Annotated in this window: 22 protein-coding genes; 9 read left to right on the top strand and 13 right to left on the bottom strand. The window is 70.9% G+C overall.

Features of this window, described 5'->3' with window-relative positions:
- Positions 1-3 precede the first annotated feature (3 nt).
- Positions 4-957: an ATP-grasp ribosomal peptide maturase gene (gene tgmB, locus N4G66_RS24265; RefSeq protein WP_261706290.1), complete on the top strand. Its 954-nt coding sequence runs from the start codon at positions 4-6 to the stop codon at positions 955-957.
- A 23-nt stretch (positions 958-980) separates the two neighbouring features.
- On the opposite strand, the gene N4G66_RS24260 is transcribed toward tgmB, so the two are convergent.
- Positions 981-2,624: a protein kinase domain-containing protein gene (locus N4G66_RS24260; protein ID WP_261706289.1), complete on the bottom strand. Its 1,644-nt coding sequence runs from the start codon at positions 2,622-2,624 to the stop codon at positions 981-983.
- Between the two features lie 397 nt (positions 2,625-3,021).
- Between N4G66_RS24260 and N4G66_RS24255 the strand changes: the two genes are divergently transcribed.
- Positions 3,022-4,509 (top strand): serine hydrolase domain-containing protein, encoded by a 1,488-nt coding sequence (locus tag N4G66_RS24255; protein ID WP_261706288.1) that lies wholly within the window; start codon positions 3,022-3,024, stop codon positions 4,507-4,509.
- A gap of 122 nt (positions 4,510-4,631) precedes the next feature.
- On the top strand, positions 4,632-5,087 hold the full coding sequence (locus tag N4G66_RS24250) for a hypothetical protein (RefSeq protein WP_391858874.1): 456 nt from the start codon (positions 4,632-4,634) through the stop codon (positions 5,085-5,087).
- Positions 5,088-5,090: 3 nt separating this feature from the next.
- On the opposite strand, the gene N4G66_RS24245 is transcribed toward N4G66_RS24250, so the two are convergent.
- Positions 5,091-5,336, bottom strand: a complete 246-nt coding sequence (locus N4G66_RS24245) for a hypothetical protein (protein WP_261706286.1) — start codon at positions 5,334-5,336, stop codon at positions 5,091-5,093.
- Positions 5,337-5,537: 201 nt separating this feature from the next.
- Positions 5,538-5,696 carry a hypothetical protein gene (locus N4G66_RS24240; protein ID WP_315903686.1) on the bottom strand — a complete coding sequence of 53 codons (159 nt, stop codon included), beginning with the start codon at positions 5,694-5,696 and terminating at the stop codon, positions 5,538-5,540.
- A gap of 212 nt (positions 5,697-5,908) precedes the next feature.
- Here N4G66_RS24240 and N4G66_RS24235 point away from each other — a divergent pair, with 212 nt between their 5' ends.
- Positions 5,909-6,400 carry a VOC family protein gene (locus N4G66_RS24235; RefSeq protein ID WP_261706284.1) on the top strand — a complete coding sequence of 164 codons (492 nt, stop codon included), beginning with the start codon at positions 5,909-5,911 and terminating at the stop codon, positions 6,398-6,400.
- Between the two features lie 19 nt (positions 6,401-6,419).
- On the opposite strand, the gene N4G66_RS24230 is transcribed toward N4G66_RS24235, so the two are convergent.
- From N4G66_RS24230 to N4G66_RS24190, 9 genes are all read right to left on the bottom strand, one after another.
- Positions 6,420-6,770: a UBP-type zinc finger domain-containing protein gene (locus tag N4G66_RS24230; RefSeq protein WP_261706283.1), complete on the bottom strand. Its 351-nt coding sequence runs from the start codon at positions 6,768-6,770 to the stop codon at positions 6,420-6,422.
- Positions 6,767-8,209 (bottom strand): ATP-binding protein, encoded by a 1,443-nt coding sequence (locus N4G66_RS24225; protein WP_261706282.1) that lies wholly within the window; start codon positions 8,207-8,209, stop codon positions 6,767-6,769. The genes N4G66_RS24230 and N4G66_RS24225 overlap by 4 nt, the downstream gene beginning before the upstream one ends.
- On the bottom strand, positions 8,206-9,882 hold the full coding sequence (locus N4G66_RS24220) for an FAD-dependent oxidoreductase (RefSeq protein WP_261706281.1): 1,677 nt from the start codon (positions 9,880-9,882) through the stop codon (positions 8,206-8,208). The genes N4G66_RS24225 and N4G66_RS24220 overlap by 4 nt, the downstream gene beginning before the upstream one ends.
- Positions 9,883-9,977: 95 nt before the next feature.
- Positions 9,978-11,291 (bottom strand): DUF4032 domain-containing protein, encoded by a 1,314-nt coding sequence (locus N4G66_RS24215; protein ID WP_261706280.1) that lies wholly within the window; start codon positions 11,289-11,291, stop codon positions 9,978-9,980.
- Positions 11,292-11,340: 49 nt separating this feature from the next.
- The gene (locus N4G66_RS24210) at positions 11,341-12,165 is read right to left on the bottom strand and encodes an amidohydrolase family protein (RefSeq protein ID WP_261706279.1); all 825 of its coding nucleotides are present in this window, start codon (positions 12,163-12,165) and stop codon (positions 11,341-11,343) included.
- Positions 12,166-12,269: 104 nt separating this feature from the next.
- The gene (locus tag N4G66_RS24205) at positions 12,270-13,085 is read right to left on the bottom strand and encodes an N-formylglutamate amidohydrolase (protein ID WP_261706278.1); all 816 of its coding nucleotides are present in this window, start codon (positions 13,083-13,085) and stop codon (positions 12,270-12,272) included.
- Between the two features lie 67 nt (positions 13,086-13,152).
- The gene (locus tag N4G66_RS24200; protein ID WP_261706277.1) at positions 13,153-13,605 is read right to left on the bottom strand and encodes a cyclic nucleotide-binding domain-containing protein; all 453 of its coding nucleotides are present in this window, start codon (positions 13,603-13,605) and stop codon (positions 13,153-13,155) included.
- Positions 13,606-13,767: 162 nt separating this feature from the next.
- Entirely contained in the window at positions 13,768-14,571 is an 804-nt protein-coding gene (locus N4G66_RS24195) for a VOC family protein (protein ID WP_261706276.1), read from the bottom strand.
- Positions 14,572-14,767: 196 nt separating this feature from the next.
- Positions 14,768-14,983: a DUF4177 domain-containing protein gene (locus N4G66_RS24190; protein ID WP_261706275.1), complete on the bottom strand. Its 216-nt coding sequence runs from the start codon at positions 14,981-14,983 to the stop codon at positions 14,768-14,770.
- A gap of 296 nt (positions 14,984-15,279) precedes the next feature.
- Here N4G66_RS24190 and N4G66_RS24185 point away from each other — a divergent pair, with 296 nt between their 5' ends.
- The 4 genes from N4G66_RS24185 (at position 15,280) to N4G66_RS24170 (ending at position 19,666) form a co-directional block, all read left to right on the top strand.
- Entirely contained in the window at positions 15,280-15,921 is a 642-nt protein-coding gene (locus N4G66_RS24185) for a DUF6629 family protein (RefSeq protein ID WP_261706274.1), read from the top strand.
- 317 nt (positions 15,922-16,238) lie between these two features.
- Positions 16,239-16,997: a L,D-transpeptidase family protein gene (locus N4G66_RS24180; RefSeq protein WP_261706273.1), complete on the top strand. Its 759-nt coding sequence runs from the start codon at positions 16,239-16,241 to the stop codon at positions 16,995-16,997.
- A 129-nt stretch (positions 16,998-17,126) separates the two neighbouring features.
- Positions 17,127-17,825 carry a response regulator transcription factor gene (locus N4G66_RS24175; protein WP_261706272.1) on the top strand — a complete coding sequence of 233 codons (699 nt, stop codon included), beginning with the start codon at positions 17,127-17,129 and terminating at the stop codon, positions 17,823-17,825.
- On the top strand, positions 17,822-19,666 hold the full coding sequence (locus N4G66_RS24170; RefSeq protein WP_261706271.1) for a sensor histidine kinase: 1,845 nt from the start codon (positions 17,822-17,824) through the stop codon (positions 19,664-19,666). Before N4G66_RS24175 ends, N4G66_RS24170 begins: the two co-directional genes overlap by 4 nt.
- Before the next feature lie 217 nt (positions 19,667-19,883).
- Here the strand turns inward: N4G66_RS24170 and N4G66_RS24165 are convergent, their stop codons facing one another.
- Entirely contained in the window at positions 19,884-21,785 is a 1,902-nt protein-coding gene (locus N4G66_RS24165) for an AMP-dependent synthetase/ligase (RefSeq protein ID WP_261706270.1), read from the bottom strand.
- 494 nt (positions 21,786-22,279) lie between these two features.
- Here N4G66_RS24165 and sthA point away from each other — a divergent pair, with 494 nt between their 5' ends.
- Positions 22,280-23,683 (top strand): Si-specific NAD(P)(+) transhydrogenase, encoded by a 1,404-nt coding sequence (sthA, locus tag N4G66_RS24160; protein WP_261706269.1) that lies wholly within the window; start codon positions 22,280-22,282, stop codon positions 23,681-23,683.
- Positions 23,684-23,709 lie beyond the last annotated feature (26 nt).

The following is a 23,709-nucleotide window of genomic DNA, read 5'->3' as shown; positions in this document are numbered from 1 at the left end:
CGCATGACGGTTCTCATACTCACGGCCGAACAGGACGTCACCGCCGACATGGTGGTGGCCAAACTGCATGAGCGGGGCGTGCCCATGGTGCGCCTCGATCCCGCCGACCTGCCCGGCAAGGCGGTGCTGTCCGCCGACTACGCCCACGGTGACTTCGACGGCTATCTGTCGGTCAACGGCCATGTGCTCAGCATGGGAGGCCTGCGCTCCGTGTGGGTGCGCAGGCCGGGCGAGCCGGCGGCCCATGCCGCCGAACCCTCCGCATGGCTCACCGCCGAGACCAGGCAGGCCCTGTTCGGCATGCTCTACTCGGCCTCGACCCGCTGGATGAACCACCCGCGCCGGGCCGAGCAGGCCCGGCACAAGCCCTGGCAGCTACGGGTGGCCCACAGCAGCGGATTCGCGGTGCCGCCCACCGTGATCACGACCGCTCCCCGGGTGGCCCAGCAGTTCGTCCAGGAGTACGGGGACGTGGTGGTGAAATCGGCCTCGGGGCCGCCGCCCGGCGAACCTCCGGCAGCCCTGCCCACCACGCTGGTCGGACCCGACACGGACTTCTCCGGCGTGGCGGCCGGCCCCGCGTTGCTCCAGCGGTACATTCCCAAACGCGCCGACATCCGGCTCACCGGCATCGGTACCCGGCTGTTCGCCGCCCGCAAGGCCGCCGAGCCCGGCCAGGTCGACGGCCGGTTCGGCGAGACGGGCAATGGCTGGGAGCCCACACCGGTGCCCCACCGCATCGCCCGCGCGGTCCACGACTACCTCGCCTTCACCGGACTCGCCTACGCGGCCTTCGACTTCGCCGAGGACGCGGAGGGCATCTGGTGGTTCCTGGAGTGCAACCAGGGAGGCCAGTTCGGCTTCGTCGAGCTGGAGACCGGGCAGCCCATCGCCGACGAGGTCGCCGTGTGGCTGGCGCAGCGAAGGCCCGGTCTCCGTATCCCGGAAGAACATTGACATGAGTGCTCGGTGACGGTCGATCACTTCGTGCTCGGCCGGAAGGAGTTGAGGAAGACGTCCAGCGCCTGTCGGTTGGCGGTGGTGTCCCAGTCGTTCGCAGGGGTCGTCCAGCGCAGCGAGAAGCCCCGGTGGCCGCCGATGAGGAAGCCGCGGCCGAAGGTGCGCACCCGCACTCCCCGGGACACGGAGTACCACTCCATGTCGGCGCCCTTCATGCCGCGATAGGTCACCGGCTGGATGTCGCCCACCCGTTCGTAGCCGGTGGAGACGGCACGCAGGGACGGTTCCAGGTCGCTCCAGACGGCGACGGGGTCCGGACCCAACTGGGTGCTGTAGGTGATGGCCAGGGTGCGCGGGTCACCGCTCGCGCCGAAGGTCACCCGGTAGGCGAGGTCGTCGGAGGACTGGGTCTCCACGGGTTTCCAGCCCAGCGGGAGGGCGACGGAGAAGCCCTGGGCCGCCTGATAGGTCGAGAAACCTGCCGGCAGCGTCGCGCCCGCTGTGGGGGAGGGGGAGGGGGAGGACGACGGCTTGGCGGACGCCGTCGGCGTCCGGCCCGGCGGTGAGCCGGCAGCGGTGGGGGCCGCCGACGGTGTGCTGGAGGCCGCCTGTGACGGTGTGGAGCCGGACGCGGACGCGTTGTCCCCGCCCGGCAGCCCGCCCATCGAGGCGAACACCGCGACGGCGACGACCGTGACGGCGAGTGCCCCGCCCAGCAGAGCCGGCCGGCCGACGGGCAGGCCTCCCCGGGTCCGTCCCGGGCGCTCCTCGGCCGGGCCCCCGTCGCGGAGGTCCCCGGCGGGATCGAGGAGATCGGGCAGCGGTTCCGGTGGCGTGGACTCTTCGAGATCCTGCCGGAGGATGCGCGTCAGCGCCTCGCGCACGACGGCTTCGGGCACCCTCTCCACGGGGTCCCAGCGCAGCAGGCCCAAAATGGCGGGCGCGAGCGGGCCCGCGCTCCGCGGTGCCCTGACCGGCAGCCGGTCCACCGCCCGCAGTGTGGCCTCCGTCTGCCCCCGGTCCCGCACGGCCGGCCGGCCCTCCACCAGCGCGTACATGATCGCGCCCAGCGCCCAGAGGTCCGCCGCGGGTGCTCCGCCCTCACCGCGGGCCTGTTCGGGGGAGGCGTACGAGGGGGCGGTGACGCGCGTAGCGCCGGTGGCCGCCGTCAGTCCGAACCCGGTCACCGTGACCGTGCCCTGCTCGTCGGCCCACACCTGGCTCGGGCCGAGTTCGCCGTGGAGGATTCCCTCGCCATGGGCGGCGGTGAGGACATCGAGGACGCCGAGCCCGATGTGGGTCGCCCGCACAGGTGCGACGGGACCGCGCAGGAGGAGTTCGGTCAGCGGGACGCCGGGGGGCCGCTCCGTCACGGTCCACACGAAGCCGGGCTCCTCGACCACGTCGAGGACCGCGGCCACCAGGCCGGGACAGGCCGGACCGAGGATCTCGGCCGCGCGCAGGATCCGGTCGGCCGCGGGCTCGCGAGCCTCCTCGCCCCGGTGCTCGGCGACGTTTGACCGGGTCAGGACGACGGGCCGTCCGAAGGCCGTGTCCTCGCCGTGCCAGATCTCCCGGCCCTCTTCGCGCAGGGCGACGTCGAGCAGCCGGTATCGCCCGGCGATCAACTCGCCCGCGGAGTCTTGCGCCTTGACCATCGTCATCCCTCGTTGCGTACCCGGTACTCACCTTTCCCAGAAGTACGCGGGAGGTGACGAAGAGTGTTCAACGGAAGACGGATGGAGATACCTGTTTTTGCTCGGCCGCGCCGCCGTCGCGCACCCGTACGAAGAGTTCAGGCCCGTGTTCCCCGTCGATTCACCGCACGGCCCCCTTGTCGAGGTAGCGGCCCGCAGTCTGCCGGGACCAGTAACTCGCCCTCTGGGCAAGGCAGTTGACGCCGGAACGGAAACGGGAACGGGAACGGGGACGCGGGCGCACGGTCGCGCGGGGACATGGACACGAGGGAGCCGCCCGGGAAAGATGCCAGATGCACACAGTGCGCTCCGCCCACCGTGCCCAGTCGCCGCTCACCGCCCGAACCACCCGGAGGCCGCCCGTATGAGTGCCCGACCGCTGCCCGTCAGCCCGCCCGCCGAGCAGGGAGTCGACTCCTCGGGCATCACCGCGTTCCTCGACGCCGTCGAGGCCGACCCGGACATCGAACCGCACAGTCTGATGATCCTGCGCCACGGACACGTCGTGGCCTCCGGCTGGTGGGCGCCGTACACGCCCGAGCGCCTGCAACTGCTCTACTCGCTCAGCAAGAGCTTCACCTCCACGGCAGCCGGATTCGCCGTGGCCGAGGGCCTGTTGGACCTGGACCACCCAGTGATCTCGTACTTCCCCGAGTTCGAGGCCGACATCACCGATCCGCGCAGCCGCGCGATGCTCGTCCGGCATGTCGCGGCCATGGCCAGCGGTCATCTCACCGAGACCTACCCCGACGCGCTCCGGCTCGACCGGAAGGAGACCGTACGCGGCTTTCTGCTGATCCCGCCGGACCGTGACCCCGGGACCGTGTTCGCGTACAACCAGTCCGCCACCTACACGCTCGCCACGATCGTCCAGCGGGTGACCGGTCTGTCGCTGACCGAGTATCTGCGGCCCCGGCTGTTCGACCCCCTGGGCATAGGGGAGACCGCCTGGACACAGAACCGGACCGGCCGGGAGATCGGCTTCAGCGGGCTGCACGCAGCGACCGACGCCATCGCCCGGCTCGGCCAGCTCCATCTGCGCGAAGGCGTCTGGGAGGGGCGGCGGCTGCTGCCGGCCTCCTGGATCGCGGAGGCGACCCGCGCGCACGTCGCGAACGCGGACGGCACCCCCGAGGGAGCCCGGTCGGACTGGCAGCAGGGCTACGGGTTCCAGTTCTGGCGGGGGCGGCACGGATACCGCGGCGACGGGGCGTTCGGGCAGTTCTGCGTGGTGCTGCCCGAACACGACGCGGTGATCGCGACGACCGCGGCGACCGACCGGATGCAGGAACTGCTGGACCTGATGTGGACGCATCTGCTGCCCGCGTTCGGTACGGCACCGCTGCCGGACGGGGGCGACGAGGTGCTGCGCCGACGGCTCGCCCGGCTCGCACTGCCGCCGGTCGAGGCCGTGTCCGAGCCCCCGGAGCCCGTGGATGCCTGGTCGGACGCGGAGTTCGTTCCCGCTCAGGGCGTCTGCGCGGAGCAGCCGACGCTGACGGGCGTGGTCGTCACCTCGGGCGACAAAGGCCCGCGCGTCTCCCTGGTCGAGGGCGACCGACGGCTCGAGCTGCGGCTCGGCGGAACCGGCTGGACCGTCGATCCCGGCCCGACACCCACGGCGGTGAGCGGGGGCTGGACCGAACAGGACACCCTGCGCGTCGACGTGCTGTTCCTGGAGACCCCGCACCGGCTGACCGTGACCTGCTCCCTCCCCGGCCGCACCTTCACAGCCCGTTGGCACACGACTCCGCTCCACGCCCGCTCCCTGGAGTCCCTTCACGCACCGTCACGGCAGTCGTCAACAGACCATGGGAAAACGCCATACCGCGCCACCCCTTCCGCCACGTAGAGATATCTACCAACATGCGTATGCCGAGGTCGTGGCGGGCAACCGCGGGACTTCGGCCGGTGCCTCCCTCCGCGCCTGCCGAGCGGAGGGGACTATCTCCGGGGTGATCCGTGACGAACGTGATGTGGATGCAGAGCGTGGAGTGGCTGGCGGCGGCCGCCACGAATCCGAGAGCGTGCAAACGCGAGTGGGACCAGGGGAACGGTGGTGTGCTCCTGGAAGCCGGACGCTACTGGGACGTGCTGAGCGTGCCCGAGCAACTCGGCCTGCTCGCCCTGGACATCCTGTGGTCCGATCCGGTCCAGCTACCGGGGCCCACCCTGGTCGACTGCGCGGCCCACCGTGTGGGCTTCTTCCTGCCGCCCGACCCCGCGAGCCGATGGGAGGGATCGGGGCTCCGCCACCTCGGCAAGGGCTCGTGGATCGCCGTACCGCCGCCGTACCGCTCCGCGGGACCGCTGGAGTGGATCGTCCCGCCGGACGGGACCGGTGCCCTGCATCCCGCCCTCTCCCTGGAACTGGCGCTGCGCCAGGCCAACGGCACCCTGGCCGTTCTCGCACCGCCGGGCGAGCAGTAGCCCTCACCAGCCGGGCAGGCCCCGCGGCACGGGAATCGCGGGAACGGCGGATCCGTCGGCGTCCTTCTCCGGAACCGGCGCCGCGAAGGTCGCCCACAGGACCTCGCGGGGTTCCGGGACCAGCCGGCCCTCGGCCCGCCACTCCGATACGAGCTGGGCGTAGATCGGCGGATGACCGCCCTGATGACGGCACTGTTGGCCGGGACGGCCGGACGGCTCGGCGCAGGGACGGACGCTGCCTGTTCCCATGACCGTGCCGGCGTTCGCACGGGTACCGGCACCCGCACGAGCGGGAAGGTGTCGCGACGCTTTGTGAGTGCTCTCCATGCCGGAGCAACGTGTGCGTACGCGCCGGTGGAACGCGCCGCGCCGACCGCCCACCGGGTCGGGTGAGCGCGCCCCCCGTTCGGAGCAACGCGACGATCCGCCGCTCACGAAGGGCCGTGCCCACTATCCGGCCCCGTAGAAGTGCGCCTGGCCTCCGCGCCACTTCACCCATGCCGGATCGTCCAGCAGATCCTCCGCGTCCGGCAGACCGGCCCGGCCGAGGAATTCCAGCAGATCCTCGTCCGAGAACGCCACGCCGAGGTTCTCACCCCGCGCGGTCACCTCGCGACCACTGGTATTCAGGGCCGGATGCACAACCAAAGGAGCCCGTCCGGACATGTCTCCAGGATCGTCCTTCGCGCCGCGCCGCGCATCCCGACGGGCGGAACGGGGGCGGATGCGAAGCCGTCGTATGGCGTGAAGTGGTTGTATTCAGTGAAGTGGTTGTCTTCAGTACGAAGTGCGTTGCTACTTCTCTGGGTGAGGAGCCTTCGATGGGCGCGTTGGACCTGACAGCGATCGAAGCGGAGCGTCAGCGGATCCGGGAGGCCCATCTCATGCCGGAAAGGCCGGCGAGCACCGCCCGCGGCGTGCACCATGTCGCGCTGCTCTCCTCGGACGTGGAGCGGACCGTACGGTTCTACCAGGGCGTCCTGGGCTTCCCCCTCACCGAGATGATCGAGAACCGGGACTACCAGGGCTCGACCCACTTCTTCTTCGACCTCGGCAACGGCAATCTGCTCGCCTTCTTCGACTTCCCGGGACTTGACCTCGGTCCGTACGCGGAGGTCCTCGGCGGACTGCACCATCTCGCCATCTCGGTCGACCCCGTCACCTGGCGCGGCCTGCGCGAGCGACTCGACGCCGCCGAGGTCGCGTACGTGGAGGAGAGCGGCACCTCGCTCTACTTCCGCGACCCCGACGGTGCCCGGGTCGAACTGCTCGCCGACCCGCTCGGCGAGATGTACGGCAACACGGTCCTCTGAGCCCGTCGGGGCGGGGGTCTCAGCGCAGCGTCTCGGCCCAGTTGGCCGGAACGCGTCCCGCTGGGCCGGGTGCGGGCTGGTCGAGGGGATGACTCACCGGGGGAGCGAGGTCGGGGCCCGACTCGTACAGCTCCGAGGTGTCGTAGTCCCAGAACCAGTTCTCGCCCGGTTCGAAACTCTGGATGACCGGGTGCCCGGTGCTCCGCGCGTGGGCGGTGGCGTGCTTGGCCGGGGAGTCGTCGCAGCAGCCGATGTGCCCGCACTGGGCGCAGCGCCGCAGATGGAACCACCATCCACCGGCCGCGTCGCACTCGGTGCAGCCGGTACCGCTCGGCGGTACGGAGGGGTCGATTCCGTTGGGCGTGGTCATGACGGCTCCTCGGAGGTTTCCGCGACGGTCAGGGGCAGACGGACCTGGAAGCGGGTGTCGCCGGGCACGGACTGCACCTGAAGGCTTCCGTGATGCTTGTTGACGACGATCCGCCAGGAGATGTCCAGGCCGAGACCGGTGCCCTCGCCCACCGCCTTGGTGGTGAAGAACGGGTCGAAGATCCGGTCGCGGATCTCGTCGGGCACCCCGGAACCCGTGTCGCGGAACTCGACGAGCACATGGTCGCCGTCGAGCGCGGTGCGCACGCTCAGCGTCCCCTCGCCGTCCATCGCCGAGACGGCGTTGTCGATGAGGTTCGTCCACACCTGGTTCAACTCGCCGGGATAGGCGGGGATCCGGGGCAGCGTACGGTCGTACTCCTTGACGACCTTGACGCCGGAGCCCATCTTCCCGGACAGCATCATCAGGGTGCTGTCGAGCAGCTCGTGGACATCGGCGACCTGGTACGGCGCGCGGTCGAGCTGCGAGTACTGCTTGGCCGCGTCCACCAGGTGCGAGATACGGGCGGTGGAGTCCTCGATCTCGTTCATCAGGAGCTCGGTCTCGACCGTGTAGTTCAGCCACCGGACCGCGCCTTCGAGGGTCGGTCCGTCCACGGCCGCCGCGACCTGGTCCAGCCAGTCGGTGTCGAGGCCCGCCTGCACGAACGTGGGCGCCAGCTGCCAGCCGCCCGCGATGTCGTGGTCGTCGAGCCAGTCGGCGAGCGCGTCCTCCCGGTCGGAGGCCTCCAGCGGGCTCAGCGGAGTGGCCTTGGCGACCTGCTCGGCGGTCCGCTCCTGGATCTCGACCAGAGTCTCCAGGGTGTCGCGCGCGTACGGTCCCGCCGCGATCACTCCCAGTTTCTGCCGCATGTGGGCGATCCGGTCGCGCAGCGCGGAGGTGGCCCGCACGGCCGCCGCGGCCGGGTTGTTGAGCTCGTGCGTGAGCCCCGCGGACAGCGAGCCGAGCGCCAGGAGCCGCTCGCGCTGCCCGATGGTCCGCTGCGTGTTCTGACTGCCGAAGAACATGCCCTCCAGCAGATGGACGGCCATCGGGAACCAGTCCCGCAGGATGGCGGAGAAGGTCGCCGCGGGCAGGACGAAGAACCGTGAGAGCTCGGTGACCCGCATGGAACCCTTGTACCGGGCGTCGTCCGGGCTGCTGAGATACGCCTGCATCGCGCCCGCGTACACCCCGCGCTTCGAGGTCCGGCTGATCTCCACGTCGTCCGCGCCGACCCGGCGCGACATCACGACCGTACCCTCCAGGAGCACGTAGAAGCAGGTGGCCGGATCACCCTCGGTGTACACCGGCCCGGGGTCGAACTGCTCCGTCCGGCCCTCCCGGCACAGCCGGTCCAACTGGTCGCTGTCGAGCTTCTCGAACAGGAACAGGGTGCTCAGTTCGGCCGCGTCGCACGGCACCGGCCGCCCGCTCACGACTGCTCCAGATAACGGTGGACGAGCATGACGGCCATGGCTCCCTCTCCGACCGCGGACGCGACCCGCTTCGCCGACTCGGCGCGCGCGTCCCCGGCCACGAACACACCGGGCACATTGGTTTCCAGGTGGTACGGAGGCCGGTCCAGCTCCCAGCCCCGGGGCGGCTGCCCGTCGGGTGTCATGTCAGGGCCCGCCACGATGAATCCGCGGCCGTCCCGGAGCACCGTGCCCTCCAGCCAGTCGGTGAGCGGGGCCGCGCCGATGAACAGGAAGATCCACTGCGCGTCGACGAGTTCGGTGTGGCCGCTCTCCACATCGCGCAGGGTCAGCTGTTCCAGATGGCCGTCGCCGTGCGCGGACTCCACGACCGTGCCCGTGCGGACCGAGATGTTGGACGCCTCGCCGATCTGCTCGATCAGATAGTGCGACATCGAGGCGGACAGCGAGGGGCCGCGCACGAGGATGGTGACCGACTTGGCGCCCCGCGCCAGATACATCGCGGCCTGACCGGCCGAGTTCGCCCCGCCCACGATGTACACGTCGTGGCCCTGGCAGGCGGCCGCCTCGGTCAGCGCCGAGCCGTAGAAGACGCCGCAGCCCGTCAGCTCGGCCAGACCGGGCGCCTGAAGCTGCCGGTACGACACACCGGTCGCGAGGATCACCGCGTGCGCGGAGATCGCGGAGCCGTCGGAGAAACGGATCGTGCGCGAGGCCCCGGTCACCTCCAGTCCGGTCACCTCGCGCGCGGTGAGGATCTCGGCGCCGAACTTGGCCGCCTGCCGCCGCGCCCGTTCGGTGAGCTGTCCCCCGGAGACGCCGTCGGGGAAGCCGAGGTAGTTCTCGATCCGTGAACTCTGGCCCGCCTGTCCACCGGTCGCGGACCGCTCCACGAGCACCGTGCGCAGCCCCTCGGACGCGCCGTACACGGCAGCTCCGAGCCCGGCAGGACCGCCGCCGATCACGACGAGGTCGTAGAACTCCGAGGTGGGCGTCGTGGCGAGCCCGACGTGCGCCGCGATCTCGGGGTCCTCGGGCTCGACGAGCGGCGTGCCGTCCGGGGTGACCACCAGCGGCAGCCGCTGCCCGTCCTGTCCGGCGGCGGCCAGCAGACGCTGTCCCTCCGGGGTGTCGGACGAGTACCACCGGTAGGGCACCTGGTTGCGGGCGAGGAACTCCCGGACGCCCGACGAACGCGCCGACCACCGGTGTCCGACCACCTTGCAGGCTCCCACCGGCCGGTAGTCGCTGGCCCGCCACGCGTCCAGGAGATCGTCGACGACCGGATAGAGCTTCTCCTCCGGCGGATCCCAGGGCTTGAGCAGATAGTGGTCGAGGTCGATCACGTTGATCGCGTCGATCGCCGCGTTGGTGTCCGCGTACGCGGTCAGCAGCACCCGGCGGGCGCCCGGATACACGTCGAGGGCCTGCTCCAGGAACTCGATGCCGTTCATCTGCGGCATCCGGTAGTCGGCGAGGATCACGGCCACCTGGTCACCGCGCAGCTTCAGCTCGCGCAGGGCCTCCAGCGCCGCGTCCCCGGACTCGGCGCGCACGATCCGGTGCGCCTCGCCGTAGCGGCGTCTGAGGTCCCGCGCGACGGCGCGCGACACCCCGGGGTCGTCGTCGACGGTCAGAATGACGGTCCGCGCCGGACTGGCGGCCTGGGTCATACCTCTCCCACCCCGAGCAGGTCAGTTGCGTTCCGGCCGAGCGGCACCGCGAGGCACCTCAGGGCAGGTACACAGCCAATCGTATGTACGATCGGTCACCTTTGCTCGGGAACCGGGTACCCGCGGGGCGGCTCCGGCGCGTCCGCGGGGGCCGGCAGGGGGTCGCGGACCTTGGGGAGGATGTTCGTGACGTAGTCCTCGACGGCGGCGTCCAGGCCGATGTCGTGCTGGGCGCGCTCGGACAGGAACCAGCGGTGTTCGAGCAGCTCGTGGTAGAGCTCGGCCGGGTCCATGGAGCCGCGCAGGTCCTGGGGCACCGCGCGGACCGTCGGCCGGAACACGTCGCGCACCCAGCGGTGGGCGAGAACCTCCGGCCGGGCGGCCTGCGGGTGCCCGTCGCCCGGAGCGGGCCGGGAGCCCGGGCGAGGGCCGCTCGGCGCGTAGTCGTCCTGGGTGGCCATCCAGCTCTCCAGGTCGTTCAGGAGCCGGCGGGCCTGGTTCTCCTCGGTGTCGAGGCCGGTCAGCCGCAGCAGCTGGCGCTGGTGATGCCCCGCGTCGACGACCTTGGGCACGAAGGTCACGGTGTCGCCGTTGGAGGAGCTCGCGATCTGCATCTCGGCGACGTCGAAACCGAGGTCGTTGAGGCGGCGTATGCGGCGGTCGATGTAGTGGTACTTGCCCGCGGGGTAGACGGAGGTGCGGGTCAGCTCCTCCCACAGGCCCCGGTAGCGCGCGCAGATCTCCTGGCCGAACTCGATCGGGTCCACCGAGGGGTGCAGGGCGCCTGCCGCCTCCAGGTCCAGCAGCTCACCGCTGATGTTCACGCGGGCGAGATCGAGGTCGTAGTCCCGCTGACCGGTGCTGAGCCGCGGGTGCAGCTCGCCCGTCTCGGCGTCCACCAGATACGCGGCGTACGCTCCCGCGTCGCGCCGGAACAGCGTGTTGGACAGCGAGCAGTCGCCCCAGGCGAAGCCGGCGAGGTGCAGCCGCACCAGCAGGACGGCCAGCGCGTCCATCAGCCGGTGCATGGTGGCGGGCCGCATGGTCGTCTCGAACATCGACCGGTACGGCAGTGAGCCGCCCAGATGCCGGGTGATCAGCACGGACTCCAGCGGCCCTCCCGCCGCGTCCGTGCGGCCGGTGACCACGGCGAGGGGGTCGACCGCGGGGATCGCGAGCCGGTCCAGGCCGAGCAGCAGCCCGTACTCGCGCACCGCGGGCCGCTCGGCGAGCTCCTTGACGGCCACCACCTCGTCCCCGGCGCGCGCGTAGCGCACGACGTGCCGGGAGATGCCGCGTGGCAGCGGCACCAGAAGGTGCTCGGGCCACTCCTCCAGGGGCAGTTGCCACGGCAGTTCGAGCAGGAGCGCGGGGTGCTCCGGGTTGGTGGCGCTGATCCGCAAAGCCATGGCCGGGCTGCCCTCACCTCAACGTCTGACGCTGGTCCGGCTCCAGCATCTACGAATGATCGGGAAGGCGGAAGACGCGCCGGGCGTTGCCCGACAGGAAGAGTTCGGTCGTCTCCGCGTCCAGGCCCAGTTCGTCGAGGTGTTCCAGCGCCCGACTCGGTTCGATCATCGGGTAGTTGGAGCCGAAGAGGACCTTGCGCCGTCCCCGGCCGCGCAGATACCCGACCAGCTCCGGGGGGTAGCGCCGGGTGGTGTAGGCGCTGGTGTCGATGTACACGTTCGCGTGCTTGTCGGCTACCGCGATCATCTCCGTGGTCCAGGGATAGCCGATGTGCCCGCAGACGATGGTCAGTTCGGGGAAGTCGAGCGCGACCTGGTCGATGTACGGGATGGGCCGGCCGGTCTCGGAGGGGCGCAGCGGTCCGGTGTGTCCGACCTGGGTGCAGAAGGGGATACCGAGTTCGGCGCAGGCGGTGTACAGCGGGTAGTAGAGCCGATCGGTGGGCGGCAGTTGCCACAGCCACGGAATGATCCTCAGGGCCACGAAGCCCAACTCCTCGACGGCCCGCCGCAGTTCCCTGACCGCCGCGACAGGACGTGTCAGGTCGGCGCCCGCCACCCCGCGCAGCCGGCCGTCCGAGCGTGCCACGAATCCGGCGACCTCGTCGTTGGTGATCAGGGCGCCCCCGGGTCCGTACCAGGCCGAGGACAGACCGGTGTCCACGTCGGCCGCCGCCAGCGCGGCCACCGTGACCTCGACCGGCATCTCCTCCTCCAGCACCTTCATGCCGGTCCAGCGGCGCAGTGACTCGAACATCTCGTGGTTGGAGTGACGGAGAGTGGGGTGCTGCATCCACGCGTCGACGACCGGCATGGTCCTGTGCCCTCCCTGAATCGGTGGCTGAGCGCTTGCTTACTGCCGACCCTAGGATGTCGCGCCCTCCCTGGCCACCCGCCCACGGCGTCGACGCTCCGGGTCTACCCGCCCACGGCGTCCACCAGCGTGGTCAGGGCCGAGACAAGGCGCGAGAACCCGGGGCCCACCGGCCCGCCCGGCTCCTTCATGTACGTGTCCCGCCGGATCTCCACCATCAGCGCCGCGACGCCCGGTTCCCGCTCGTAGTACCGCAAGGGGACGTACGCGCCCGAGAACGGGCTGTCGATCCCCACACCGCCGAGCCCCGAGAAGGCCTTCTCCGCGAGCGCGACCAGTTCCGGCGGTGTGTGGAAGGAGTCGGTCCCCAGGCAGATCGGCGGTCGGGGCCCGTCCCCGTGCAGCTCGTAGGGCAGCCGGGCCGTCGGATACGAGTGGATGTCGATGATCACGGCCCGCCCGGTGGCGGCCAGCCGGTCGGTGACGGCGGCGGTCATCGCCCGCGCGTACGGGTGGAACCAGCGGCTGATCAGCGGCCGCGGATCGGAGTCCGCGGACCGCAGCGGCGCGCGGTGTGACGTGCCGGTGTAGACCGCGCCCATCCCGACCGCGAGCATCTCCTCCCGCTCGTCCGGGAAGCGCTCGGGATCGACGACCAGCCGGGACAGCCGGTTGACGAACCGCCACGGCCTCAGCCCGGCCGCCTCGGCCGCGGCAGCCGCCAGTTCGGCGGTGTGCGCGTCGGTGATGTGGTCCAACTCGCTCTCCAGCGCCGCGTCGTCGAGGACGATGCCGGCACGGACCGGCGCCGGGATCTCCCGGGAGGAGTGCGGTACGTGCAGGATCACGGGGGAGTGGACCGCGCCGGGCAGGAACGCGAAGGATTCCGGGGTGTCCGGGGAATCGAGGATGTCGTTCATGGAGATCACTGTCGCAGCCGGGTCCGACAGTGGGCAGGACCGGAACCCGTGACCTCGGCCGCGTCCCTCAGCTGCCGCCCCCGCGGCGCGCGTAGTGCTCGATGAGCGCCGCCCGCGTCGTTTCGAGACGGTGGGCCAGGATGGCGCCGATCGTCCGGGTCAGCGACAGCTCCAGCGTCGGATCCTGGTCGCACAGCGTCCGTACCTCGCCGGCGTCGAACTCGTAGGCGCGCACCGGACTGAAGGCCTCGGCTCCGAAGTCCCAGGTGTGCGGGCGGAACAGCCACGACCAGCCGAGCAGGTCGCCGGGCCCGAGCTGTGCGACGGTGATCCGTCTCTCGGCGATGACCCGCTGGTACAGGGAGACCGTTCCGGAGCGGACCACCCAGAAGCGGTCGGCGGTGCCCCCCTCCTCGAAGATCGGCCCGTCCGCGGGAAAGGAGACCTCGCGGGCCACGCTCATCAGCCGTTCGCGGTGTTCGGGGGAGAGAGCGTGCAGGAGCCGGAGAGCAGTGGGCATCGCGGACCTCCATCGGGTCGCCGCGCGACCACGCGGGTCGGCGGCGCCTGTCGTACCGGTGGTATCCCGTCATCCTCTATTGGAGCCCGAACGGAGTAATCCGTCGCGTCGTGGGCCGGGCGACTTCGCCGCGGGCGGCTTGCGAGGGCTCCGTCCGCGGTGTCATCCGGCGGCCCGGGAGGTCACCGAGAAGCGGGCTCCGTCGGGGTCGGTGAGGACGGCTTCCAACGAGCCGATGCCCTGCTGGTGGGCGGTGCCGCCGTGGAGGCGGGCCGCGCGGACGCAGGCCTCCACGTCGTCGACCGCGAAGTGGATCTGCCAGTGCGGTCGGAGGTCGGGGTCCGGGGCGGCCCCTACCGCGCCGGAGTAGATCCGGGCCACCACGTCGCCGAAGCTGCGCAGGACGACCTCGTTCTCCTCGTAGTCGACCTCGCAGCAGCCGGGCACCGCGGACGCCCAGCCCAGCACCTCCCCGTAGAAGATGGCGGCGTCGAAGGCGTCCCGGGTGTGCAGGCGAATGAAGGAGGGGGCCGCGTTGCGCCAGCGTTCCCAGCCGGACACCAGCTCGCCCTCCCAGATGCCGAAGACCGCGCCGTCCCGGTCGGCCAGCAGCGCCACCCGGCCCGGTGGCAGCGAGATCGGCCCCACCGCGGTCGTACCGCCGCGCTCCTGGCTCCGGGAGACCGTCTCGTCCGCGGAGGCCGCGGCGAAGAACGGGGTCCAGGAGACGGCCGTCCTCGCCACGAAACCGACCTCGGCGATTCCGGCGACCGGAATGCCGGCGACACGGGCGATCCGGTACTGGTCACCCATTCTGGTGCCCGAGGACCATTTCCATCCGAGAACCGCGCTGTAGAAGCCTTCGGCGGCCCGCAGATCGCGGGTGGTCAGGCTGACCCAGCACGGTGCGCCGAACACCGACTGGCTGGTGACGACACCGGTGTGGAGTGTTCCGTCGCTCTTCATCGCCGTCCGTCCTGGCCCGATTGGTCGGCAGCGGTCGCGCGGGGTGCGGGGCCCTCGTCGGGTTCCCGGACGTGAGTTCAGCCGTGAGAGGCCTTCCGTGCCGGAAGGCCTCCGACGGCGTCAGTAGTACCTGCGGATCCGCTGTCCCATCAGCAACAGCATCTCCCGCCTCGGCACCGCGCGCACCACGCGAGGGCTAGCCGCGCGGGCGTTCCAGGGTGAGCAGCAGCCCCTCCACGGCGCCGGGACCTATGCGGCCCTTGACGTCCGCGGCCGTGATCGCCTTGAGCGCCCACCCGTCCTCGGCGTGCTTGTTCAGGACCTTTTCCAGCTTGTCGCTGTCCAGCGCGTCGCCGATCAGCGACTCTCGGAACGTGACGACCTTGTATTCGAAGGTGTACGGGGTGCTCATGGTTGCGGAGCTCTCCTGCGTGTTGGATGGCATGGCCGGGCCCACCCAATCACTCTTCGTGGGCCTGGCACAGGGGCGAACCGGACCGTACGGATACCTTTGTTGAAACTTCATGAAGTGCCAGGCCGTTGCGGGGCACTTACCGGCCGGCCGAGCCCGCATTCCGGACGCGGGAAGCCCTGTTCGCGCAGGGCCTCCGAGCGTCCTGCGGCATGTCCATGCCGGGCCCGGTCGTACGGCGTCGTAGCGTGGGTTCCGCACGACAGGATCTTGTGGCGGCGGATTCAGGGGGCGCGATGTGCTGGAGTGCGACGGCCGATCTGGTGGCCGGTGCCGGTGTCGCCGCTGTCGGGGTGGCCTGTGTCGTCCGGGCGCGGCGCAGGCAGGATCTCCCGCTGGCCGCGCTGCCGTTGCTGCTCGGCGCCCACCAGATCGTCGAATCGCGGGTCTGGGACGCCGGTGGCGGTACGGGGCCCGCCACCGTGGCCTGGGCCGTGATCGCCCTCCCGCTGCTGGCGGTGTGGGTGCCGGTGGGCGTGCTGTGCGCGGCACCGCGTCGTGCCCGGCGCAGGCTGCTGTTCCCGTCGGCCGTCGGTATCGCCACCGCAGCGGCGCTCGCGCACGCCATGGCCGTCCATCCCGTGCGGGCCGAGATCCGCGGCCACACCATGGGCTATGTCGTCGACCTGCCCCGGCACGAACTGGTCATCGCGGGCTATCTCTTCGCCACCGTCGGCGCGTTGCTCATGTCCGGCGACCGGGGGCTGCTGCTGCTCGGGATCCTGGTCGCGGCGGGCGCGACGGTCTGCTGGTCGCTGTGGGAGCTGGAGTTCGTCTCGACGTGGTGCGCGTTCGCGGCGGTCGTCTCGGTGTCCCTGCTGGGCTGGGTGAACTCGAGGGAGGCCGTCGCCCCGCATGAGCGGGTCGATCACGCGTGACGTGCCCGTTCCCGCGTGATGTGACCGTTCACGGAGGGCGTGACGATCACGGAGGATGCGCCGGATCACGACTGAGCCGGCGGACGGCCGGAGATCCGAGCGAGCGAGGCGATCCGCCCGAGCACCGGTGACCGCCGGGTTTCGGTGACCGCTCAAGCATCCGTGATCCGGTCTGATTCGGGTGACCCGCCCGAGCACCGTGATCCGGTGAGGTTCTCATGATCCGCCCGAGCACCGGTGATCCGGTGCAGCCGGGGTACGCGGCGAACCATGGAAGACCTGACGAGTTCCTCATATGTGTCGGTCAGGGTCGACGCATGATCAACCCCGTACACCGTGTTCCGGCGGCGATCGTCGCCGCCTCGTTCCTGCTCGCCGGCTGCGGCGGCAGCCCGGCCGGGAGGCTGGGCCCCGGAGCCGACGGCTCCCCGGCGCGCCAGGGCGTGGCGACACCGGCCCCCGCGCCGACCGCCTCGCACGCCGTGGCACCTCAGCGGCTGCCGGGACTCGGCCCCAGGACCTTGGCCGCCGTCCCGTCGCGGACCCGTCAGGCCGTCGTGGTGACCGGCCGGGGCAGGAACTCCCCGCTGTCCACCGTGGTCCTGTACGAGCGCACGGAGGCGGGATGGCAGGCGGGCCCGAGCCGGCCCGCGCACAACGCCCTCAGGGGTTGGACCGACCATCATCACGCCGGTGACCTGCGATCCCCCATAGGCGTCTTCACCCTGACGGACGCCGGCGGGCTGCTGCCCGACCCCGGCACCCGGCTCCCGTACGACCGCTCGGGCGCCTTCACCTCCCCCGGCACGGGCTTCGAGGGCGAGCCGCTGTCCGGCTCCTTCGACTACGTGGTCGCCGTCAACTACAACCGCAGGCCCGGCACCACACCCCTGGACTGGACCCGGCCGCTGGGCGCCGCCCGCGGCGGAGGCATCTGGCTGCACGTGGACCACGGAGGCCCCACACACGGCTGCGTCGGTCTGCGCGAGGACGACCTGAAAGAACTGATGCGTGCTCTGGACCCCGCCCTTCATCCCGTGGTGGTCATGGGGGACGCGGCCTCGCTGGCACGCTGAACGCCTTCGGGAGGCCTCGTCGGCCCGTGCCCACCGGCAGTGTCCCCGGAGGATGTGAGGAAGGTGTCAGGGTGTGGGAAGCCCCTCTCACCGGCCGATTCGTGTCCCGCAGCCCCTAGCATCGGCCGCGTGTGCGCATATGTGCTGGTCGCGGAGGACGATGAGATGCAGGCGGAGCTGATACGCCGCTCGCTGCTGGGCGAGGGGCATACGGCGACCGTGGTCCACGACGGCGGGGCCGCTCTCGACGAGGTCCGGCGGCACCGGCCCGACCTCGTCGTCCTGGACCTGATGCTCCCGGTCGTCGACGGCTTCGGGGTGTGCCGGGTGCTGCGGGAGAACGGTGACATCCCCGTCCTGATGCTGACCGCCCGCTCCACCGAGGACGACGTACTGCTCGGCCTGGAGCTCGGCGCGGACGACTACATGACCAAGCCGTACAGTCCGCGCGAGCTGATGGCCCGTATCCGTACGGTGCTCAGACGCAGCGGACGGCCCGCCGGCGAGAAGCGGGGCGATCCCGTCGTCAGGGCGGCCGGGATCGCGGTGGACCCGGAGCGGCACACGGTCCTGTGCGACGGCTCGCCGGTGGACTGCACTCCGGGCGAGTACGAGATCCTGCTCGCGATGGCCGGCGAGCCCGAACGGGTCTTCTCCCGGCGGCAGTTGCTGCACCGCACCCGGGGCATCGACCGGGCCTCGACCGAACGGGCCATCGACGTGCACATCATGAACCTGCGCAAGAAGATCGAGGCGGATCCGCGCCGGCCGGTGCGCCTGCTGACGGTGTTCGGCGTCGGGTACAAGCTCAGGGGCGACCGGGCGTGAGCCGCGCCATGCCCCTGCGCAGGAGCCTGCTGGTACGGCTGCTGATCACCTCCGTGCTCATCGCCCTGTGCTCCGTGGCCGCGACCGCCTGGCTCGCGGTGCAGACCACCACCCGGGCCATCCAGGAGGAGCAGGGCCAGGTGCTCGCCGAGGACATGGACATCCTCCGGCAGCTCAGCGGATACGCGGCCGGCCATCCCGACTGGTCCGGTGTCGCCGGGACGTTGCGCACGATCTCGCACAGGACGGGCCGGCGCATCGCCCTGACCGCGGGCGACCGCACCCCGTTCGCGGACTCCGCGGCCCGCGGGACCTCGCTGCCGCCCCGGGCCGCCGCGACCGTCGACCCGCTGCGCACCGACACCTCCACGGAACCCGGAGCACAGCTCGCCGGTGTCGATCCCCGCGCGGTGGGGCCGTACCGGCTGCCCGCGACCGAGCGCCTGCGGGTGGCCAAGCTGGCCACGGTGCGCCAACTGTGCTTCGCGCGCAACGGTATTCAGACCCGTCTGGAGCGGATGCCGAGCGGCCGTACCGTCCTGACGGACGAGGACGGGAGGCTCGACTCCGGCTATGTGCCGACGGAGTGCGCCGACGGGCTGCTCAACACCCCCACCCCGACCGAACAGAAGGCCCTGGACGCGCTGTCGGCGCTCACCCGGACGTGTCTCGATCGGCACAAGGTGCACCTCGACCACCCCGTGGCGCTGACGCTGGAGGCCGCCGGCGGGGCCACCCCGGCCCCCTACCTGATCGGGAAGAGGGCGGTCGACCAGCACGGCGCCCCGGCCCGGACGACGAACGCCTGCGTGGACGACGCCCGGCGCCGCCAACTCGCCCCCTACGTCGCCCCGGTCGCCGAACTCTTCCTCGGCACGGGGGACAGGCCCGTCCCCCGCTTCGACATGTCCGCGGCCAACAAAGCGAAGGTGTTCGGTGTCGCCGGACTCGTCCTCGCCCTCACCGTGGCCGTGACCGCGCTGGTCGCCACCCGGCTCGTACGCCCCCTGCGCGCGCTGACCCAGGCCGCGCAGCAACCACCGGAGCGGCACGTACGGGTGCCCGTCACCACCCAGGACGAGACCGGCATCCTGGCGCTGGCCTTCAACGAACTGACCGAGCGCCGCGAGCGCATGGAGGCGCAGCGCAAGGCGATGGTCAGCGACATCGCGCACGAACTGCGCACCCCGCTCACCAACATCCGCGGCTGGCTGGAGGTGGCCCGCGACGGGCTGGTCGACCCCGACCCGGAACTGCTGTCCTCCCTGCACGAGGAGGCCGTGGTCCTGCAGCGGGTCATCGACGACCTGCAGGACCTCGCGGCCGCCGACGCGGGCACCCTGCGACTGCACCGCGAGGACGTGCGCGCCGACGAACTCCTCGAACAGGTCGCCGCGGCGCACCGGGTCGGGGCGGAGGCCGCCGGCATCCGGCTGGTCACCGAGGTGGCCGGCACGCCGTGGCTGGACGCGGACCCCGTACGGATGCGGCAGGCGCTCGGCAACCTGGTGTCCAACGCGACCCGCCACACCCCGGCCGGCGGCACGGTCACCCTCTCCGCGCGCCACGAGGTCGGTGAGGTCGTGTTCGAGGTGGCCGACACCGGCGCAGGCATCGACCCCGCAGATCTGGCCAGCGTGTTCGACCGGTTCTGGCGGGCGGAGAAGTCCCGCAGCCGGCGCACCGGCGGCAGCGGTCTGGGCCTCGACATCGTCCGGCAACTCGTCGCAGCCCACGGCGGAACCGTCTCCGTTGCAAGCGAAGTCGGCACCGGCACGGTCTTCACCCTGCGGCTGCCCTGCGCACAGGAGCCTGCTTCGCACGCCACCGGGTCCGGCTGAGCGAGGAGCCCCGTATTCCCGGTGATCGTGGTGGTGCCGGTACCAGGACAGGTGGTCCTGCTCAAGGCAGGGGGCTGGTCGGCCCGGCCGGTCCGGCGCAAGGTGGGCGCATGAACAGCACCGAGCAGCCTCGGACCAGGCGCCGCGTCACGCCGCTGCGGTCACTCCTGGGAGGCACCTACGTCCCGCGCCGCGCCGTGGGCCGCCCTTCTCCCGATCACCGGAACACGTTGTCCGAGTCGTCCAGGATCGACGGCTCTCCGATCGCGGCCTCCCGCGGAACCCGCGACGACGTCTGATACATCGCCTCGATCTCGGCCGCGTACCGCTGGGCGATCGCGTCCCGGCGAAGTTTCAGCGAGGGCGTCAGCAGTCCGTTGGACAGGTCGAAGGGCTCCGGGAGGACACGGAAGACCCGGATGGACTCGGAGCGGGACACCGTGGTGTTGGCCGCCGCGACCGCGCGCCTGACCTCCTCGCGCAGCTCGTTCTCCTCGCGTGCGTCCCGGGCGGGTGTCTCGCCCTTGGCCCGGGAGGCGCGCCAGTGCGTGACGAACTCGGGGTCAAGGGTGATGAGGGCGCCCACGCAGGGCCGGTTGTCGCCCACGACGGCCGCCTGATGGATGAGCGGGTGGACGCGCAGCCGTTCCTCGAGAGCGGCGGGGGCCACGCTCTTTCCCCCGCTGGTGATGATGATGTCCTTCTTGCGCCCGGTGATCGTCAGATATCCGTCGGCGTCGACCCGGCCGAGGTCCCCGGTCGCCAGCCAGCCGTTGCGGAACGAGGACGTGGTCGCCGCGGCATCGTTGATGTAGCCCTGGAACACGGAGGGCCCCCATACGAGGATCTCCCCGTCGTCGGACACATGGACCTCCGTGCCCGGCAGGGGGCGTCCGACGGTGCCGGACTTCTCCCGCCCGACCGGCTGGGCGGTGATTCCTCCGCTGGTCTCGGTGAGCCCGTATCCGTCGTGGATGAAGATGCCGATTCCCGCGAAGAACAGGGCGAGTTCACGATTCAGCGGGGAGCCGCCCGAGACCGCGCCGCCCACCCTCCCGCCCAGCGCGCCGCGCAGCCTCTTGTACACCGTCTTCTCGTAGAGGGAGTGCTGAAGCCGCAGATCGAAGCCCGGGCCCGTCCCCGTGCCCAGCCGCTGCTGTTCCTCGGCCAGGGCGAAGTCCTGCGCCGTGCGCACGGCGCGCTCGAACAGCGCGCTGCGACCGGCCCGTTGGGACGCCTTCACGAAGTTCTTGTAGATCCTCTCGAACACGGACGGGACGGCGTACAAATAGGTCGGCCGGAAGGTGAGCATCGCCTCGGAAAGCGTCCCCTCCCTCAGATCCGGTTCGTGCCCCATCAGGATGCCGCCGCGCAGACAGAGTCCCTGGACCATCAGGCCGTAGACATGGGAGAAGGGCAGGAAGGCCAGGACGGCCGGCTGCACACCCGGCGGAGCCGCCGTGTGTCTCCAGCCTTCGAGCAGCGTGTCGCAGGGGCTCGCCAGGCTGCGATGCGTCAGGGCACAGCCCTTGGGATGTCCCGTCGTGCCCGAGGTGTACGCGACGACCGCGGTGGAGTCGGCCAGCACGATCCGGCGCAGCGAGTCGACCGCGGTCGCCGGTATCGCACGGCCGCGCTCCACCAGTTGCGCGATCGCCCCGTTGTCCAACTGCCAGACATGGCGCAGGAACGGGAGCGCGGCGCACGCCGAGCCGACCGTCATGACGCCCTGCTCGTCCTCGACCACCACGCCCACACAGTGGGCGTCCTTCAGGATCCACGCGACCTGTTCGTGCGACGACGTCGGGTAGATCGGCACGATCTCCACGCCGACCGACCACAGGGCATAGCTGAGCACCGTCCACTCGTAGCGGGTGCGTGCCATGATGGCCACGCGGTCGCCCGGCCGGATTCCGGATCGGACGAGCCCCCGCGCCACGTCGACCACTTCGCCCCACAGCTCGGCCGCCGTCACCTGCGTCCAGGCGCCCGAGCGACCTTCGGCGCGGCGCGCGAGCTGCGGCAGATCAGGGGTGCTGAGCGCCGTTTCGCGGAGGCTGTCGGCGAGTCCCCCCTGGGTGAGTGCTGTTGGCGGTGGAGGAAGGTGGGACTGGTGCATTCGCCGCTCCGGAATTCTCCTCGACGTGGCCTCACCCCGGAGGCGCCGATGCCAAGGATTCCCGAATGTAGCCCACACGGGCGACGCCCGCGCCCCCATTCCGGCATGCGTTCGCCCACCGCTGAGTTTCCGCTCCCCGGACCTTTCCTTTCGCCCCGCCGGAACGCCAACAGCTGTCCGTCCGACCGCCGTTGACGTCCGACGGTCCTTCCCGGACGCCGCCGCACGAAGGGGGACAGGACGGATGGCCGCCGCCTGGGCAGGACACCGGACGGAGGGCTGTCGCCCGGAAAGGGGCGTGGCGGGGGAAGGACGGGCCGGGACGGAGGCGGTCGGCTCGGACGGTGACCGTACGGAGGGGCTGTCGCACGGGCACGGGAGTGCCGGGGCGATGACAGTGGCGGCACCGCGAGCCGTCGCTTCATCCGTCACTCCGGCGACTGATCACCCGTTCACCCTTTCGGGAAGCGGTGCCGGGCTGACAGACTCCGCGGGTGCGCGACTTCGACATGCTTGTCATCGGATCCGGCCCGGGCGGCCAGAAGGCCGCCATCGCTGCGGCCAAGCTCGGCCGTCGGGTCGCCGTCATCGACCGCCCCGACATGGTCGGCGGGGTCTCCATCCACACCGGAACCATCCCCTCCAAGACGCTGCGCGAGGCGGTCCTCTATCTCAGCGGCATCGGCCAGCGGGATCTGTACGGCCAGAGCTACCGGCTGAAGGAGGACATCACCGTCGCCGATCTGACCGCTCGCACCGAGCACGTGGTCAATCGCGAGGTCGACGTCATCCGCAGCCAGCTCTCGCGCAACCATGTGTCACTGTTCGCCGGCACCGGCCGCTTCGTGGACGACCACACCGTCGCCCTGGTCGAGGTGAACGGCAACGAGAAGCTGTTGAGCGCCGAACACATCGTCATCGCCACGGGCACGCGTCCGGCGCGGCCCGAAACCGTCGAGTTCGACGGGCGGACGATCATGGACTCGGACAACGTCCTGAACCTGGAGCAGGTGCCGCGCTCCATGGTCATCGTCGGCGCCGGTGTGATCGGCATGGAGTACGCCTCCATGTTCGCCGCCCTCGGCTCCAAGATCACGGTGGTCGAGAAGCGCTCCGCGATGCTCGACTTCTGCGACGTCGAGGTGATCGAGTCATTGAAGTACCACCTGCGGGATCTTGCCGTCACCTTCCGGTTCGGCGAGACCGTCGCCGCCGTCGAGCGCCACGCCCGGGGCACGCTCACGGTCCTGGAGAGCGGCAAGAAGATCCCCGCCGACGCCGTCATGTACTCGGCCGGACGGCAGGGCCTCACCGATGAACTCGACCTGGACAAGGCGGGGTTGTCCGCCGACCCGCGCGGCCGGATCACCGTGGACGAGTACTACCGCACCGAGGTGCCGCACATCTACGCCGTCGGTGACGTCATCGGCTTCCCGGCGCTCGCGGCCACCTCGATGGAACAGGGCCGTACGGCGGCGTACCACGCCTGCGGAGAGCCGGTGAACCGGATGCACGACCTGCAGCCGATCGGCATCTACACCATCCCGGAGATCAGCTTCATCGGCCGGACCGAGGATCAACTCACCGAGGACTGCGTGCCGTTCGAGGTGGGCATATCCCGCTACCGGGAACTGGCCCGGGGACAGATCATCGGCGACTCGCACGGCATGCTGAAACTGCTGGTCTCTCCCGACGACCGTAAACTCCTCGGCGTCCACTGCTTCGGTACCGGCGCGACCGAGCTGATCCACATCGGCCAGTCGGTCATGGGCTGCGGCGGCACGGTGGACTATCTGGTCGACGCCGTCTTCAACTACCCGACGCTCGCCGAGTCCTACAAGGTCGCCGCACTGGACGCGACCAACAAGATCCGGCAGATCGACCGCCTCAGGGACTGAACCGCCGCGAGACGCTCCGGGTCGGC

The sequence above is a fragment of the Streptomyces rhizosphaerihabitans genome (assembly GCF_025399795.1).
Lineage (GTDB): Bacteria > Actinomycetota > Actinomycetes > Streptomycetales > Streptomycetaceae > Streptomyces > Streptomyces rhizosphaerihabitans.
This window is presented reverse-complemented; position numbering and strand designations above follow the sequence as displayed.

What these genes read in the sequence shown, in the direction of transcription:
- N4G66_RS24260 (WP_261706289.1), bottom strand. Translation starts at nt 2,624, where the DNA reads ATGACGATGGTCAAGGCGCAAGACTCCGCGGGCGAGTTGATCGCCGGG.
- N4G66_RS24185 (WP_261706274.1), top strand. Translation starts at nt 15,280, where the DNA reads ATGTGCTGGAGTGCGACGGCCGATCTGGTGGCCGGTGCCGGTGTCGCC.
- N4G66_RS24215 (WP_261706280.1), bottom strand. Translation starts at nt 11,291, where the DNA reads ATGGCTTTGCGGATCAGCGCCACCAACCCGGAGCACCCCGCGCTCCTG.
- N4G66_RS24250 (WP_391858874.1), top strand. Translation starts at nt 4,632, where the DNA reads ATGTGGATGCAGAGCGTGGAGTGGCTGGCGGCGGCCGCCACGAATCCG.
- N4G66_RS24255 (WP_261706288.1), top strand. Translation starts at nt 3,022, where the DNA reads ATGAGTGCCCGACCGCTGCCCGTCAGCCCGCCCGCCGAGCAGGGAGTC.
- N4G66_RS24235 (WP_261706284.1), top strand. Translation starts at nt 5,909, where the DNA reads ATGGGCGCGTTGGACCTGACAGCGATCGAAGCGGAGCGTCAGCGGATC.
- N4G66_RS24200 (WP_261706277.1), bottom strand. Translation starts at nt 13,605, where the DNA reads ATGCCCACTGCTCTCCGGCTCCTGCACGCTCTCTCCCCCGAACACCGC.
- N4G66_RS24165 (WP_261706270.1), bottom strand. Translation starts at nt 21,785, where the DNA reads ATGCACCAGTCCCACCTTCCTCCACCGCCAACAGCACTCACCCAGGGG.
- N4G66_RS24190 (WP_261706275.1), bottom strand. Translation starts at nt 14,983, where the DNA reads ATGAGCACCCCGTACACCTTCGAATACAAGGTCGTCACGTTCCGAGAG.
- N4G66_RS24230 (WP_261706283.1), bottom strand. Translation starts at nt 6,770, where the DNA reads ATGACCACGCCCAACGGAATCGACCCCTCCGTACCGCCGAGCGGTACC.
- N4G66_RS24195 (WP_261706276.1), bottom strand. Translation starts at nt 14,571, where the DNA reads ATGAAGAGCGACGGAACACTCCACACCGGTGTCGTCACCAGCCAGTCG.
- N4G66_RS24210 (WP_261706279.1), bottom strand. Translation starts at nt 12,165, where the DNA reads ATGCCGGTCGTCGACGCGTGGATGCAGCACCCCACTCTCCGTCACTCC.
- N4G66_RS24180 (WP_261706273.1), top strand. Translation starts at nt 16,239, where the DNA reads ATGATCAACCCCGTACACCGTGTTCCGGCGGCGATCGTCGCCGCCTCG.
- N4G66_RS24220 (WP_261706281.1), bottom strand. Translation starts at nt 9,882, where the DNA reads ATGACCCAGGCCGCCAGTCCGGCGCGGACCGTCATTCTGACCGTCGAC.
- N4G66_RS24245 (WP_261706286.1), bottom strand. Translation starts at nt 5,336, where the DNA reads ATGGGAACAGGCAGCGTCCGTCCCTGCGCCGAGCCGTCCGGCCGTCCC.
- N4G66_RS24205 (WP_261706278.1), bottom strand. Translation starts at nt 13,085, where the DNA reads ATGAACGACATCCTCGATTCCCCGGACACCCCGGAATCCTTCGCGTTC.
- tgmB (WP_261706290.1), top strand. Translation starts at nt 4, where the DNA reads ATGACGGTTCTCATACTCACGGCCGAACAGGACGTCACCGCCGACATG.